Source organism: Photobacterium sp. AWH4_225 (assembly GCF_056158405.1).
This window is the reverse complement of sequence record NZ_JBSWTF010000001.1, coordinates 1,920,561-1,935,534: the sequence shown is the minus strand read 5'-3', so window position 1 is coordinate 1,935,534 and position 14,974 is coordinate 1,920,561. Positions and strand designations below refer to the sequence as shown.

Sequence of the window (14,974 nt, the reverse complement as noted above, 5' to 3'; positions counted from 1 at the left end):
TTTCTTTATATTTTATAACGACAACTCAAACACATAGCATCATTAACAGACAACCTAGAAAAATAGTCAACTATTAGAGATAGTTATCAGACATGCTACCCACTCCGGGTTAAATACTTTGAACACGAAATATTTTTTGTGACGCAGCTCAAAATCACATCAAACCCGAAGTATCAAAACGCCTACAATACTCTCTTCATTTCACTTGATTAACCAAATGCTCTGCTAACAAATGACTATGCAGGTTACGTTGAGTAAGGGAAAGTGCCTGTTTTCCTGTACTTACCACTTCTAACCAATGCTCTGCCATTGCATGAAAGCCTTTGGCAGCTAGCATTGGCGTCCAGTCAGTAAGTTTAAGACGCTCTTCTTTATTACCCTGCCAACAGCTCCCTTCAGTAAATGAATCAAACCGGTAACTGGCATTTTGATAATTGGCCGATACCGTTTCCATGGTTGAACCATGTTGGCGGTTCATTGATGCATGGAAAAGCGTTTGTCCCTGCTGCCATTGCACATCCAACCTTCCCAATAACCTTTGCCCACCGCTTTGCACAAACTGACTGGTCACAAAGGTATCATCAGGTGCAATACTGCCATTGAGATTAATGCTATCCAGTGGATGAATAAAATCATCAAAGATAAAGGTACGCGCCTCGCCCGGCAAATCATGACGGTGTTTCTCCCAGCGTAATGACAATAATGGTGTTGTCATCTGGGTATCATTCGCAACACCAGGCAAGAATTGTTGATAGAGAGGGATATAACGACGATTAAAACCCATAAATAAAGGAACTTGATGGCTTTCAGCCAGATTATGCAGCCGTTCGCATTGATCATAATTATCTGCAAGCGGCTTATCGACAAAAACAGGTAAACCAAGTTTTAGAAAATACTCGGCCAACATAGGATGTGAAGACGTCGCGCTGTGGATCATGACGGCATCTATTCCTGCCTTAGCGAGTTCACGGTAATCCGTATAGCTTTCCTTTATATGATACTTCCTGGCCAGTTGCTGTAAGCGTTCAGGATTACGGGTACAAAATACCCACTCTACGTTTTCCAGTTGGGTTAGTACTGGTAAGTGGGCTTTAACGGCAATATCACCTAATCCAATCAGGGCAATCTTCATCTTCTTCCTTACTAAACTTAAGCTAACGGTTTATGACACTTATTTTACTTTTTAGAGAGTAAACTCTGATAGAATCCCGTCTCCATTTTATGAAGTGTATTGATTATGTCTCTCCGTCCATTCATCCAACAAAAAATACCCGGCCTTATTGCACTCTTGTTAATGACCACTGTCTTGTCTGCAGTATTGGTATTTTATTCTCAAGCAAACTTGAATGGACCTGTCTCTGATATCAGTGGAATGTTGTTTTCGCTTTTAACACACTCTGCAGGAAACCCAGGATTCCTGGTATCCGTCGCCGTATTTATGCTCATTCCAATCGTGTTAAGGTTACCACGTAAGTCTCTGATCAAACTAGGTATTCAATTTGCGCTGCTTCTTGCTCTGAGTTTTGTGGCAAAAACGGTGATGAAGCACATTACTGAGGTCCCAAGGCCATATACACATGAGCTTCAAGCGCTTCACATTGTCGACACGCCTCAAGCGTTCTATGCTCTGGGCCAAGAAAAGAAAGACGAAGCAGTACAGGAAGCCAGTAAAAGCGTTAGCCACTGGCGCATTAGTCATTGGCAAGGAGAAACCAACTATTCGCTACCATCTGGCCATACCATTTTTACCGCAGTCTGTGTGGCTTTCTGGGGTGGTTTTTTCTTAAGGCGTCGACAGATTGTACCTGCAAGCATCATTATTCTATGGGCAGTTGGTGTCGGTATCAGCCGTATTTGGTTGGGCATGCATTGGCCGACTGATCTGCTAGCCTCTATCTTCGGTGCCGCTTGTTTGTACCTCTGTATTCCAGAGTGGGGACTGTCGCCGGAAAAGCAGGGGAAACTGACTGAGCAAGGGGCTAAGCAGGCAGTGTAATACGCGCGTTTAGCAGCTAAGTCAGTACCCTCCGATAATACCTGCTGGTCAAGCATCAAACTCTTCCCCTTGGTCTTGACCGGCAAAATAATGCTTTTAGCACAATACTTTACCTAAACAACCCAACTGACACATTACTCCACTTTTTCTCAAAACCACCCTATCCGCATGCTTAGAATTACGGTAATTTTATTTAAGAACTATTTTGGGTTATTGGCATAAGGGAAGGCATGCTAGAACAAATTTTAGGGATACTGTTTCCGGTATTCACTTTGGTATTGATTGGCTTTGCTGTTGGACGCTGGTTAAAACCAGATTTCCGGCCTATCAACCGCATAAACATGGATGCATTTACCCCCGCCTTGGTGTTTTCGTCACTGGTTACTATGCCGTTGGATGCCGAACAGCTTCCCTTACTGTATGCTTCGCTCATTGCTGTCCTTATCCCCGGTATCCTCATGATACCTATTTGTCGCATTGGCAGACTTAATTATAAAGCGTGGGCTCCACCACAAATGTTTCGCAATAGTGGTAACCTCGCTATTCCTCTCTTCACTTATGCATTCGGGGACTCGGCTCTCGCCCCTGCTGTTCTATTGTTTGTGGTATCGGCCTGCGTTCACAGCAGCCTTGGTTTGGCCATGCTTAGCAATGGAAATCCTTTTAAACAAATGATCAGGATGCCAATCTTTATTGCCACTTGTGCGGCATTGCTTTTCAACATCAGTGGTACAGGCGTTTGGAAACCTCTGTATGACGCGACGGCATTATTAGGACAAGCAGCCGTACCCGTTATGTTACTGTCATTGGGTTCGCAGATGTGTAATTTACGTTTGGAAGGGTTAAAAATCGGGCTTGTTTGCACCTGCCAGTCTCTGGCGACTGGTGCTATAGCGTTTTCGCTGATCTACTTTTTTGTCCCTCTACCCACTCTAGAACTGCAAATGATGGTGCTGTTCACCATGCTACCGCCAGCGGTAATGAATTATCTCTATGCTGAGCGCTTTGTCGTCGAACCTACAAACGTCGCCTCGATGGTGCTATTTGGCAATTTCTTCAGTATTTTCGCGTTACCGCTCTTACTCATGTTTTCACTGTCTTTGGCTTAAACAAAAACACCTCTGCCGATATTTTAATGAAAAACTATTGGCAGAGGTGTCAGACACGCGATGCATCAAAAAGGGTTTTACAAACGGGATTAATGCACTTCTACGCTATGCACGTATTCTACAACCAGCTGATTGCCTTCATAACGTACATTTCTGATGTCACCATCAACAATGAAGGTATTTGTCAGGGTCACAGAATTTGGCATTTCACCGCCCATTTGATTACGTAGTGACGGCAAGGTCAGCATTGGGTCGACACCAATATAGCTACAGAACTGGGTGACAAAACGGTGCTCTAGAGGAACACTTCCACGAAGAATGTCAGAAAAGACAAGCTGGCTCACCCCTAGACGTTTAGCCATTTCGATCTGGGTTACTCGCATCTTTGCCTTGTAGCTCATCCAAGTATCGTGAAGAACCTGACGGTCTTGTTCTGTATATTGCATCTTAATTTCCTTGCGCCCTGTACCTAGTGCACTTGTATTTTTTCGTTGTACTTATTTAAGCTGATCCTTAAATCAGTTTTGTCAGAGAAAAGTAAGGCTTCAAGGCTTTCAAAGCCACGTCACATAAGGGGCGAGCTCGTTTTCATTAAAAACAAATGGTCATTCATAGACTTGTCATTTTTTGTCCAAACAGTGTATTGTCTTGCTCTTGAGATTGTTCAATCCCAAAAATGATGGATATAATGTGCTTGTCCACCCAATAAAGGTTCGTTATGCGCTTGCAAAAGATGATTGCCAAATTTGTCATCTTCATGATGCTGTTTGTTTCAGTAGCATCAAATGCATCTACCTCTCAGTTTGGTTCTGCTCCTTACAATGACTGCAGCTCCATTGCGGTAATATCCCACTGTTGTAACCCTAGTTCGAGTATGGCATCAACCATTTCCGATGACGGTGATACTTGCCATATCGTTGAAACAACAGCATCGGAGAACTGCTGCAAAGACAACCAATGCCATTCCGTGCAGATCCCTATCGCCATTCTTGCTGATGAACTTATCGTTGCTCCTTTAGAAGGTTCGCACCACTATAAAGAACTTGAAGGTAGCTACCGCCTGATAAACCGGGTGATCTTCCGCCCTCCTGTCATTGCTTAATTTGGTCTTTAAAGGCCAAACACTAAACGTGCTTCCATTTCAACAGCACCTTAACGTTTCACACTAAGCAAAATAATTTATTAAAAATTAATACGTTACTGACAGGTATTATCATGAAAATGTCTTCAAAAGCCCTAATCGCAACAGCATTGATCACAACGAGCTCATTCTCTTTCGCCCAAACTTACAAGGGAACGAACTATCAATCTCCTTACTGTGGCTGCTGTAAAGAGTGGGTAAAACACATGGAAGATAACGGTTTCGAGCTAGATGTCGTTTATCAAGAGAACATGACACCGACTAAGATTGACTTGGGCATCCGCCCTAAATATGCCTCTTGCCACACTGCAGAGATTGAGGGCTACTCCTTTGAAGGTCACGTACCAGCCGAAGATATTCTTCGCTTTATCGAATCTAAACCTAAGCGTATGGTTGGTCTAGCCGTTCCTGGCATGCCGATGGGGTCACCAGGTATGGAATACAACGACCAAAAAGATCCGTATGAAGTGCTCGCCTTCGATGAGAATGGCCGCACTATGGTATGGTCTCGCCATAACCAGTAGTATTGGCTAAATTCATAGAAATAGAAAAAGGCGCCGTCGCGCCTTTTTCTTTGTTCAAACAGCTTGTTTAGCTTATAGCTTATCGAACCACTGTCGGTTCGGATCCTGTTGTTCAGCCCACTCTGGTTCAAGCTCGCGATGCTCAAGATAAATCTGCATAGCGGTAAAATAAGTAAACGCCGTTAGTTCAGAATCAGCCCCGAAATGTTCAAAAAAGGCATCTTCTTGCTCGGCAAGCTGATTCAAGGATTTTATCCCCTGCTTCAATATCCACTGAGTCGCATGGGGCGGGATCATGGTACGGTGCAGAATCAGCTCAACGATATCGCCGACATTAACATCAACCCCCTTTGCTTTGCTCGTCTCAGGCATAGCCAATGCAGCTTCTTCCGCTAACAGGGCCTTCAAACTATCAATGCTAGCCGTACGCTCTGCCACAGAGTAACCATAGGTCGTTTTAGCAAAACGGATGGCATATCCAAGACGGTCGCGCCCCACGACTTCAACCACTTCCTCAAGGTATTCCTGAGGAATGTTATAAGACTTTGCCAACTGCTCCACGGCATGACTCAAACTCGTGTAAGTAATCCCATCAAACTGAACATGAAAACTAGTACTCAAAGCAGCGACCGGTAAACCATCGATAGTAAGAGGCCAGCCTTTATAGTTAACTCGTGCTTTGGCAATTTCAAACATTTTCCAAGCGCTTTCGCGAAAACCTTCCAAGGCCTTGCCTTCAAATTCAGACTGTTCTAGCTCTTCCTTGGTCCAGTTAACCCCAATTTGCAGATGCTTCTGGTACTTGCGGTGGAGCTGTTCTTTTACTTTGTCACGCAACAGTTCCAGGTCACTCGCTTTGACACCTTTGCAAATGCCATAACACTCCTGGCAGCTAGGCAACAGCACAGGTAGCTTTTGGTGATCGTAATTAGGTGATGGCAAAAAGGCAAAAGACTCAAAATAAGGCTCACCACAAAACCAGCAGGTATGGCGATAATTGAATGGAACATCAACGGATTGGTAGGTCGCTGTCATAGCAAAAATACCCAAAAGAAAAACTGTGAAGTGACTTAAGCCTATTATGCGCACGCCGCAATCAAGACTCAAGGCGAAGAGCTGGCAATTTCCTGATATAACATGAATACATAGCTACTGAGATACTCGCATATATTCAAGGGAAAAACTGCATAAACTATCCGCTTAAGAGAATTGTGCTGGCTTCGTGAACACGTTAAAATATGTGCCCTTTTCTATCATGGTGCGATCGAATGTCTGAACAAAAGCGAAAGGCGCTCAAAAAAATTGCAAAATGCCTCGAGCTGGGTAGCTCCGCCAACGTCAATGAAGCTGCGCAAGCCATAAAAATGGCGCATCGCTTGATGCTTAAATATGGCCTTGAGCAAGACGACATCGAATTTATCCAAATGGGTAAAACCAAAACGCAAACCCTACTGCCTGCTGATATCAGCCAGCAGATTTTGAAGATCATCCGCGGTATCAATCGCCGCTTTGGTGTCGAATGCGTATTGACCAACCATAAAGGCCTCAAACAGGCTGAGTTCATTGGTGTCGCTGAGCGTGCTATCTTTGCCGCGTTTGCTTTTGACGTTGTTTACCGTGAAATGAACCAGCAGACCGGTCAATTCAGAAACAGCTTCCAAGGTACTGGTACCAGTACTGCCGAAGTGACCCGTCGAGTCTCGTCATTCCTTGCTGGTTGGCTTGAAGGCGCACTTGAAAAGCTACCTGAACTCAACACTGATGATGACCATGATAAGCGCATGAGTAACTTCATCGACAAAGAGTTTGAGAACCTTGATCGGGAAACCTTTAAGAAACAGCTTCAAGAAGCGATGAATGCCCTAACCGATGATTACGAAAAAGGCATGAAAAAAGGCCGCTCCATCTCGGTTAACCGCCCTGTTGCCGGTGAGAAAGCGTTCCAGCCAAAGCTGCTTTCATAAGCTAAGTCACTCAACATCCACCAACCAAAGCATTTTGGGGCAGTTATTGAGTGGCATATGAATATTAAGGTATAATTTCTCCTCGCTTATTAAAAAACAGCCAACACTTTGGCTGTTTTTTTGTTGGTAAAATAAGCAGTTATACCTTTTTGAAATAGTCGTTAAATTTTTCCGAATAAAAAAACAGCAACCAATCACAAAATGTCATCTTAACGTCATGAAGTGGGATGTAAATCTCATTTTTATGATACAATGAAACAAAATTCCTTTTAACCGATAGCCTTCAAACATGAAATTCCCTGGTCAGCGTAAATCAAAGCATTACTTCCCAGTTAATGCCCGCGATCCATTAGTAGCTCAAATCCAGCAAGAAAATCCGCTATCTCGTACTCACCTTGTGGGTGTCGGCCAAACAATCGTAGATATCGAAGCGCGTATCGATGATGAATTTTTGGCTCGTCACAACCTTAGCAAAGGCCACTCACTGGTTCTTGCTGAAGACAAGGCGGAGTTGCTATATCAAGAGCTGAAAGAGCGTAATCTAATCAGCCATGAGTACCCAGGTGATACCATTGGTAACACCCTACATAACTACTCTGTTCTTGCGGATGACAAATCTATCCTTCTTGGCGTGATGAGCCAGGATCTAAAGATCGGTTCTTACGCTTACCGCTACCTTTGCAATACCTCTAGCCGTATGGATCTAGATTTCTTGCAACCTGTTGAAGGGCCTATTGGTCGCTGTTATACCCTTATCACCGAAGACGGTGAACGCACCTTTGCGATCAATGAAGGGGAAATGAACCAGCTGAAGCCAGAATTCGTGCCTGAAAGTGCATTTGAAAATGCCTCTGCACTAGTGCTTTCCTCGTACTTAGTTCGTGGTAAGCCAGGCGACCCAATGAAGGACTCAGCACTAAAAGCTATCGAACACGCTAAAAAACACAACGTACCTGTTGTTCTGACTCTTGGTACCAAGTATGTCATCGAAGGCATGCAAGACTGGTGGATTGACTTCCTCAAAGAACACGTAACCTGTGTTGCGATGAACGAAGAAGAAGCTGAAGCGCTAACCGGTGAGAAAGATCCACTTATCGCCGCAGACAAAGCCCTTGAGTGGGTTGACCTAGTTCTATGTACCGCTGGCCCAGTTGGCCTTTACATGGCGGGTTACACTGACGACGAACTCAAGCGCGAGTCGACCCTGCCTCTTCTGCCTGGACGTATTGCTGATTTTAACAAATACGAATTCAGCCGCCCTATGAAGAAAGCAACGTGTGAAAACCCAATTCGCGTATACTCGCACATTGCGCCATACCTAGGCGGCCCGGTGGAAATCAAAAACACCAATGGTGCTGGTGATGCTGCGTTATCTGCCCTTTTACATGACATGTCTGCAAACCGTTTCCACAAAGCCAATGTGCCTAACTCGGGTAAACACGTAGGTGATTTCCTAAGCTATTCTTCGTTTTCACAAATTTGCCAATACTCAAACCGCGTAAGCTATGAAGTATTGACTCAACACGCCCCTCGCCTATCGCGCGGACTCCCAGAGCGTGAAGACTGCTTGGAAGAAGCATACTGGGAACGTTAATCGCCACCAGCTGATTGCTATACACAAATAAACACTATGAAACGGAGCCTCGGCTCCGTTTTTTATACCCCTTTCTTTTTATGTCTTTGATAGTAATTGTCCTAACATTAAATTAAGACATAACCCCTAAACTATTGATGATATTATCATTATTCAAAGGTGGGTGGTCGAGACTGAAAATAAAAAATGTTGCGCATTTAGTTGGAAACAAATGGGATGTTTCAATGATGAAAGTGGTGGCAGTTTTATTACAGGTTCTTTTGTTGATTGGCTGTAGTGAAGACCAATCAGGACATAAGGCTGCGAAAGAAACGACTCAGGTTTCTGTCGTCACCGGTATGCAACCCGGGACCGGCTTATTAAGAATTGCTGATAGTGAACATTACTTTCAACAACAAAACATAACTGTTGATATTAAAGAAAAGCCCAGTGGCAAGCTTGCGATTCTCTCTATAATAGATAAAGAAGTTAATGCCGATATCATTTTTGCAGCAGATATTGCCTATCTTGCTAACCAACACTTGCTGAACGAATACCGAGTAGTTGCCACCGTTTTTGATTCAGACAACCTCAACGCTATCGCCAGTAAACAAAGTTTTGATGATATTCAAGCGATATCTGGTAAAACACTTTGTACCCAATACCTTTCTGCCTTGCACTTCTTTGGTCAAGTCCTTGTTGAAAGAAGTGCGATTCAAAATGTCACTTACAAATTCTATAAAGTCTCAGAGCTCAATGACAGACTTCTCGATGACGAATGTGACTTTATTACCACACGAGAACCCTTGATTGCAGACTTACTGATTAAAAGTGAAGACCAAGCTCAGCTCGCTTTCTTTCCAGGTATTTACTTGCAACATGAATTGATGCTTGCTCATGACCGAGTCCCTGACGAAATATTAAGCAGATTTATCAAGGCTATGATTCAGGCCGAAAGTTTGTTCAACACCTCCCCTGAACAAGTTAACTTAATCCTGAGTCAGAGCTTGAAAACTAGTCCAAAGCAATTGAGTATCCTTCATAATGACAGTGTCTGGGAAGTGTCGCTCTATCAGCCATTGCTCCCGTTACTTGAGCGTCAGATGGAATGGCTCATCTCGCATGGTGTCGATGAGGGTAAAGGTAAGTCATTTACTTCATCAGCCTCATTAAGGCCAGATGTATTACAGCATGTAGCCCCGTTACGACAGACGGTGATTGCATATGAAGATTAGTATCAAGCAAATCATTGCCCTCTTCGTTATCCTGCTGACAGGGTTTATATTTGCCCTCTTCTATGTATCAGAGAAACAAAATCAAATCAGAGAAGAAGTCATCAAGTTAGATGAACAAGCCTTTAGGCTGACGCAGGAAACCAATCGGCTGAATGTCTTTGTGGCCGATTACATTTTCAGGCAATCGCCTGATTCTTTGGAAAAGTGGGTCAAGACACTTAATAGTGTCGAGCTACAGTATGAACAATTGTTATTGTCTACCAACCTTAATGATCACTCCATATCCAAACGTATCGATGCCGACATATTTAGGATCAGAAAGCAATTTTCACTACTGCAAGGTGCAACAAGCAACAACGACACCCACTGGATAACGATTAACCTCAATACATATAATCAAAACCTAATCACCCACCTCAACAAACTGATCAAAGAAGTCAGAAAGACAGCCACCAGTGATTTGTCGAAACTGACAGCTAATCAAAGAGTCATTTTTTCTATCATAACAACCTTGGCGATATTACTGCTGGCAGTCATACATTCCGCCCTCATCGCTCCGCTGAAAATTGTTAAACATTTACTCTTTCGTATAGGTCGAGGTGACAAAGTTATCGATTTTAGAAAATCGAATATCCAAGAATGGTCCCAACTAACCAGTGATATTGAGTCCATGTACTATGACTTAAAAACAACCACCGTCAGTAAAGCCGCTCTTGAATCTGAAATCGAAATGAGAAGAACTGCGGAGAGGCACGCTAACACACTCGCCCGTACTGATTATTTAACTGGCTTACCTAATCGCAGACGTTTAAGTGAACTATTTGAGTTAAAGAAAAGGCAACATAATAAGCTTTTTCTCATGTTCCTTGATATCGATAACTTTAAGTCTATCAATGATAATCTCAACCACTCAGTAGGTGATGAACTGCTGCGTCGCGTCGGACGGCTAATAAAAGGTCAATTAAAAGGCAATGATGTGGTCGCTCGTATTGGTGGTGATGAGTTTGCAATTATCTACCTAGACAGCAGTGAGAAGAGTGCAATAGATTTATCACGGGCCATTCGGCGCAAGTTAAGCCAACCTATTCAAATAGCAAATACGACGATTAGGGTACGCTGCTCTGTCGGTATCGCAACCTACCCCAAAGATGGTGAACAAGCCAACACTTTACTTGCAAATGCTGATACAGCCATGTATTACGCAAAAAGACACCAAGTCGAAACATCTGGTATCGCATTATATACCACCCAAATTGGTAACCTTAGTAAAGACGACTTTGTCATCAACCAAAACCTTAAACTCGCGATAGAAGCCAATGAATTTGACGTATGGTTTCAGCCACAAATCAATATTCAGACGGGTATCGTTGAAGGGTTCGAAGCATTACTGCGATGGAAAAAACAAGATGGAAATTTTATCAGCCCAGAGCTCTTTGTCCCCTTACTAGAAGAATCAACGGATATCGTTGTAGTGGGTGACTTCGTTATTGATAAAGTCATTGAATTTCACCAAGTACTTCTTAATGCAGGCTACCAACTCTCTATTTCTATCAATGTTTCTGCTGTACAGTTGGAGAATGCCGATTTCATAACAACCTTACAACAAAAAATAGCCAGCAAAGGCCTGTCACCAGAGAGTTTTCCACTGGAGCTTACTGAAACAGCTATCTTTAAGAATAAAGAAAAAGCCCTTCAATCAATGCAACAGTTGAATGAGCTTGGTTTTTCTCTTCAGCTTGATGATTTTGGTACAGGTAATGCGTCACTCGATCTTCTGCTGAGCAAACAATTCGACACTGTTAAAATTGATAAATCTTTCACCCTAGATGCACCATACAATCAGCAAACTGATGCCGTCATTCGAGCCATTTCAAAGCTTTCCAAAGAGCTCAACTTTACGATTGTTCTTGAGGGTATAGAGCAAAACATTCATCATGATTTCGCTGCTAAGTATCAGATAGAATTGGGGCAAGGCTACTATTACGCTAAACCGATGCCACGCGATGCAGCCACTCAATGGGTTCTAGACAACAAAAAGCATATCCAAGATATCTCGATTGAAGTCAGTGCTTAATACCTGATATTATCCGGAGCTTATAACCTTGTGGACGTATTTAAATAAGCCGTTTTATGGGCAGTATATCTTCTAAATTATTGATAGGTATAGCTTTGCTGTTAGCACTAGTCGGTGCCGGGCAAATCGCGTTTTTTTGGATCGTTGTTTCAAATATGGATTCAATGGAAACACCCTATTACTGTTTAAAAGAGGGTATTGAATATCAATGTAGTCGGGATGAATACAACGCCATTTACTATAGCGATTGAATTTACACGTCACACCTTACACTCTCGATGAGAATACGCATTCCAAAGCAAGTTGATTAGCATCAATACAGAAAAGCCAATAGTTGATATAATCAACTAAACTCTGCTTTTACTGCGCCCTCTTCCAGTTAACATAAGCGGCTACCACACTGCTGTCGCTCATCCATTGAGAGTAAACCTTTGAAGAAATCCCAACCAATACTGGGGAAATCCGGTACGTTATTTTTCCTTGTCATCATTAGTGCCTTTCCCCCACTGACGATTGACTTGTACCTGCCTGCGTTGCCACAAATGGTCAATGTGTTCAACACAGATCAATCCATGGTAAACCTCACTCTCAGCAGCTACTTCGTCACCTATGCGGTCGGCTTGCTATTCTGGGGGCCATTGAGTGAAAAGTTTGGTCGCAAACCTATCTTATTTGTTGGGATAAGTGGATACATCATTGCTAGTATCTTATGCGCAATGGCAGGCAGCATTGAACAGTTGATCGGCGCACGGGTTATTCAAGCCTTTGCCGGCAGTGCAGTTACCGTTGTCGCTACCGCAATCGTCAAAGATCTGTTTGATGGACGTGAACGCGAAAAGATCATGGCGACCATTATGTCTCTAGTGATCATTGCACCTATGGTAGCCCCGGTTCTTGGTGCTTTTCTATTGAAAATCGCCTCTTGGCGAATGATGTTTGTTACGCTTGCAGTATTTGGTGCCTTCGCTTCTATACTGGCGTTCTGCTACAAAGAGACGCTTGAAGCCAAGTACAGTGGCTCTATCATTCGCTCATGGGGAAGGCTTTGGGTCGTACTGAAAAACCCAAGATTCGTTGCGCTGCTGGTGATTTTCTCTATCACGCCAATCGCCATGATGGCCTTCCTAGCCGCTGGCTCATATATCTATATCAATGGTTTCGGACTTACCGAACAGCAATTTAGCTATGCGTTTTCATTCAATGCATTGTGTGCTTCATTCGGGCCAACCATTTATATGAAGCTATCTCGTCATATTCCGGTTCAGAAAATCATCACCTTATGCTTCTTCTTACTCGCTACAGCTGGAGTGTTAACGGTTACCATCGGCCATACATCGCCAATAGTGTTCGCGTTAATTGCCGCACCAGCAACTTTAATGGTGATTACCATGCGTGTACCTGGGACTAATCTGATGCTTGACCAGCAAGACAGTGATACAGGCTCGGCTGTCGCATTAATCCAGTTCTGCGGCATGATTTGCGGCTCGCTTGGCATGGTATTGGTTTCCATCCGTCCCGATTCGCTGATTGAAAACCTCGGAATTCTTCAGTTTATCGTAGGCCTCACAGGTGGTGTGCTTTGGTTACTGGCTAGAAACCAGCCATTTGTGGCCAATAAGCTCATCAAGCAATAACGTCAGAAAATAACTTCAAATAATAGATATCTTCACGCAAAACCGGCACTTAAAAGTGTCGGTTTTCTTTAAAAGCCCTTGCTATAAACTAACAAGACCCGTTTCATACGCTTACTGTTTTCCGAGTAATAAATGAAATGGAATGCACTATCGCGTTAACCCCCCCTTAATTACAGGGAGTTACAAAGAAAATCTGGGATGATACAGTATAATCAACCTTATTTAAGCAGCAAATAAACAGGCCAAGCTTTTCAACTTGGCCTGTTATATCTATTTTTCTATTCATTAATCTATGAGCATTTAAACACAGCTTTTAAACACTACATGCTTATCGCCCACAAGTTATAAAAACTCACACGTCCAACCAATTCACCAATTACCAGCAAGCCACACGCAGAGAGTAAGATTGGCTGAGCTGATTTCTGTTTCAATAGAGCAAAAAAGGCCAGCCCCCCACCAATCAACAATGCAACACCTTGTGCTACCCACAGGCTACTCTGCTGCGCAGCCAACAAAGGCTCCACCCCAGTAACAAAGGTAATGTAATCAAAGCGCAACGCTAAAGTGATCACTATTGCGGCAATTGAAAAAGCCATTCCATGTCGAAAAGCACCGAGCACAGCAGCTAGCGCCCCACCGGTGATAAATACCGTCGTCAGCATCTGAATCGTTGTATGGGAAGTATCCCAAGCTGCGACAGTACTCAGCTGATAGACTTTCGGAATAGTGGTGATAAAAGCAATGGCAAAAATAGCCGCTACCCACCGCAGCACTTTTCTTTGCCCCTGTGTTCCTTTCTCATAGTATCCCGCAAGGCCGACCAATATACCCAGACCAGCAAACGCCCCGCCTAGCAAGATTTCATTACTCATTGGAGAGCGCCCGATACCCGCCAACAGGTTCAAAGCACGCATTGGCACGCCTAGGTGGAACATGCCAACAAGCATGCCAACAGATAGCAGTACCATAGAGACCAAAATACCAATAGACAGCTTGCGCTCAGTCATACCATTGACAGGTTGGCTCAACAATAAAATCAAATACGCGCCCGCGGCAGCTTGTGCCAGTACCGTAAAAAATACCAAAGGTAATTCATGCATAACTACACCTCCGCCCTATTCTGAATCGTTCCGGCTTTATCACCGCTTGGCCTTGACTTGGAATGCGGATGAATAACCAAATTTGGCTTGGTTAAATTCGCATTCGGTAAAGGGGCAATTTCATTGAGCTGGCCATATTTTTCCCTCAGCTCAGCAATTGGCCCAAACTCTATCGCCCGTTGCGGGCAGGCCTCGACACAAACGGGCGGTTTACCCTGCTCCAGCAAGTCAAAGCAACCATCGCATTTACTCATGACTTTCTTTTCAGCATCGAACTGAGGCGCACCATAAGGACAGCGCATTTCACAGTACCGACAGCCTACACACTGGTCTTGATCGACAACCACCAGCCCATCTTGTTCACGCTTAGCCATTGCTCCTGTCGGACAGCCCTGCGCACAGGCGGGCTCATCACAATGGTTACACGCAATGGAGAGGTAATAGCTGTAGACATTCTGTTGCCATAGGCCATCTTTTTGCACCCATGTGCCTCCACCGTACTCATAAACGCGACGAAGTTTAGGGCCGACATCCAAGTCTTTCTTGTCTTTGCAGCTTACAGAACACGTTTTACAGCCCGTGCACTTGGCTGAGTTAATATAGAATCCATATTGCGCCATTACT

At 43.7% G+C, this 14,974-nt stretch carries 14 protein-coding genes; 9 read left to right on the top strand and 5 right to left on the bottom strand.

All coding sequences use genetic code 11. The features are described 5' to 3' along the window. Positions 1–196 precede the first annotated feature (196 nt). Complete coding sequence (locus ACXAD4_RS09225; RefSeq protein ID WP_475240816.1) at positions 197–1,132, bottom strand: Gfo/Idh/MocA family protein; 936 nt, start codon at positions 1,130–1,132, stop codon at positions 197–199. A 105-nt stretch (positions 1,133–1,237) separates the two neighbouring features. Between ACXAD4_RS09225 and ACXAD4_RS09220 the strand changes: the two genes are divergently transcribed. Both ACXAD4_RS09220 and ACXAD4_RS09215 read left to right on the top strand, forming a co-directional pair. Next, the gene (locus ACXAD4_RS09220) at positions 1,238–1,996 is read left to right on the top strand and encodes a phosphatase PAP2 family protein (RefSeq protein ID WP_475240814.1); all 759 of its coding nucleotides are present in this window, start codon (positions 1,238–1,240) and stop codon (positions 1,994–1,996) included. A gap of 230 nt (positions 1,997–2,226) precedes the next feature. Further along, positions 2,227–3,105: an AEC family transporter gene (locus tag ACXAD4_RS09215; RefSeq protein WP_475240813.1), complete on the top strand. Its 879-nt coding sequence runs from the start codon at positions 2,227–2,229 to the stop codon at positions 3,103–3,105. A gap of 89 nt (positions 3,106–3,194) precedes the next feature. Here the strand turns inward: ACXAD4_RS09215 and ACXAD4_RS09210 are convergent, their stop codons facing one another. Continuing rightward, positions 3,195–3,551 carry a helix-turn-helix transcriptional regulator gene (locus tag ACXAD4_RS09210; protein ID WP_317521443.1) on the bottom strand — a complete coding sequence of 119 codons (357 nt, stop codon included), beginning with the start codon at positions 3,549–3,551 and terminating at the stop codon, positions 3,195–3,197. A 272-nt stretch (positions 3,552–3,823) separates the two neighbouring features. Between ACXAD4_RS09210 and ACXAD4_RS09205 the strand changes: the two genes are divergently transcribed. Together ACXAD4_RS09205 and ACXAD4_RS09200 are read left to right on the top strand one after the other, a co-directional pair. After that, complete coding sequence (locus ACXAD4_RS09205) at positions 3,824–4,207, top strand: hypothetical protein (RefSeq protein WP_475240812.1); 384 nt, start codon at positions 3,824–3,826, stop codon at positions 4,205–4,207. A 119-nt stretch (positions 4,208–4,326) separates the two neighbouring features. Continuing rightward, positions 4,327–4,770, top strand: a complete 444-nt coding sequence (locus tag ACXAD4_RS09200) for a DUF411 domain-containing protein (protein ID WP_475242741.1) — start codon at positions 4,327–4,329, stop codon at positions 4,768–4,770. Between the two features lie 72 nt (positions 4,771–4,842). Here the strand turns inward: ACXAD4_RS09200 and ACXAD4_RS09195 are convergent, their stop codons facing one another. Further along, a complete protein-coding gene (locus ACXAD4_RS09195) occupies positions 4,843–5,805 on the bottom strand; it encodes a hypothetical protein (RefSeq protein ID WP_475240810.1) in 963 nt (320 codons plus the stop codon). A gap of 233 nt (positions 5,806–6,038) precedes the next feature. On the opposite strand from ACXAD4_RS09195, the gene ACXAD4_RS09190 reads away from it, so the two are divergent. The 5 genes from ACXAD4_RS09190 to ACXAD4_RS09170 all read left to right on the top strand — a co-directional run bounded on the left by ACXAD4_RS09190 (position 6,039) and on the right by ACXAD4_RS09170 (position 13,250). Beyond that, a complete protein-coding gene (locus ACXAD4_RS09190) occupies positions 6,039–6,734 on the top strand; it encodes a DUF2786 domain-containing protein (protein WP_475240808.1) in 696 nt (231 codons plus the stop codon). A 289-nt stretch (positions 6,735–7,023) separates the two neighbouring features. Next, positions 7,024–8,328 carry an inosine/guanosine kinase gene (locus ACXAD4_RS09185; protein WP_475240806.1) on the top strand — a complete coding sequence of 435 codons (1,305 nt, stop codon included), beginning with the start codon at positions 7,024–7,026 and terminating at the stop codon, positions 8,326–8,328. Positions 8,329–8,552: 224 nt separating this feature from the next. Beyond that, a complete protein-coding gene (locus ACXAD4_RS09180) occupies positions 8,553–9,542 on the top strand; it encodes an ABC transporter substrate-binding protein (RefSeq protein WP_475240805.1) in 990 nt (329 codons plus the stop codon). Beyond that, positions 9,532–11,616: a putative bifunctional diguanylate cyclase/phosphodiesterase gene (locus ACXAD4_RS09175; protein ID WP_475240802.1), complete on the top strand. Its 2,085-nt coding sequence runs from the start codon at positions 9,532–9,534 to the stop codon at positions 11,614–11,616. The genes ACXAD4_RS09180 and ACXAD4_RS09175 overlap by 11 nt, the downstream gene beginning before the upstream one ends. Positions 11,617–12,047: 431 nt before the next feature. After that, complete coding sequence (locus ACXAD4_RS09170) at positions 12,048–13,250, top strand: multidrug effflux MFS transporter (protein WP_475240799.1); 1,203 nt, start codon at positions 12,048–12,050, stop codon at positions 13,248–13,250. Between the two features lie 320 nt (positions 13,251–13,570). On the opposite strand, the gene ACXAD4_RS09165 is transcribed toward ACXAD4_RS09170, so the two are convergent. Together ACXAD4_RS09165 and ACXAD4_RS09160 are read right to left on the bottom strand one after the other, a co-directional pair. Continuing rightward, positions 13,571–14,350: a dimethyl sulfoxide reductase anchor subunit family protein gene (locus ACXAD4_RS09165; protein WP_475240796.1), complete on the bottom strand. Its 780-nt coding sequence runs from the start codon at positions 14,348–14,350 to the stop codon at positions 13,571–13,573. 2 nt (positions 14,351–14,352) lie between these two features. Continuing rightward, positions 14,353–14,970, bottom strand: a complete 618-nt coding sequence (locus tag ACXAD4_RS09160) for a DMSO/selenate family reductase complex B subunit (RefSeq protein ID WP_475240794.1) — start codon at positions 14,968–14,970, stop codon at positions 14,353–14,355. Positions 14,971–14,974 lie beyond the last annotated feature (4 nt).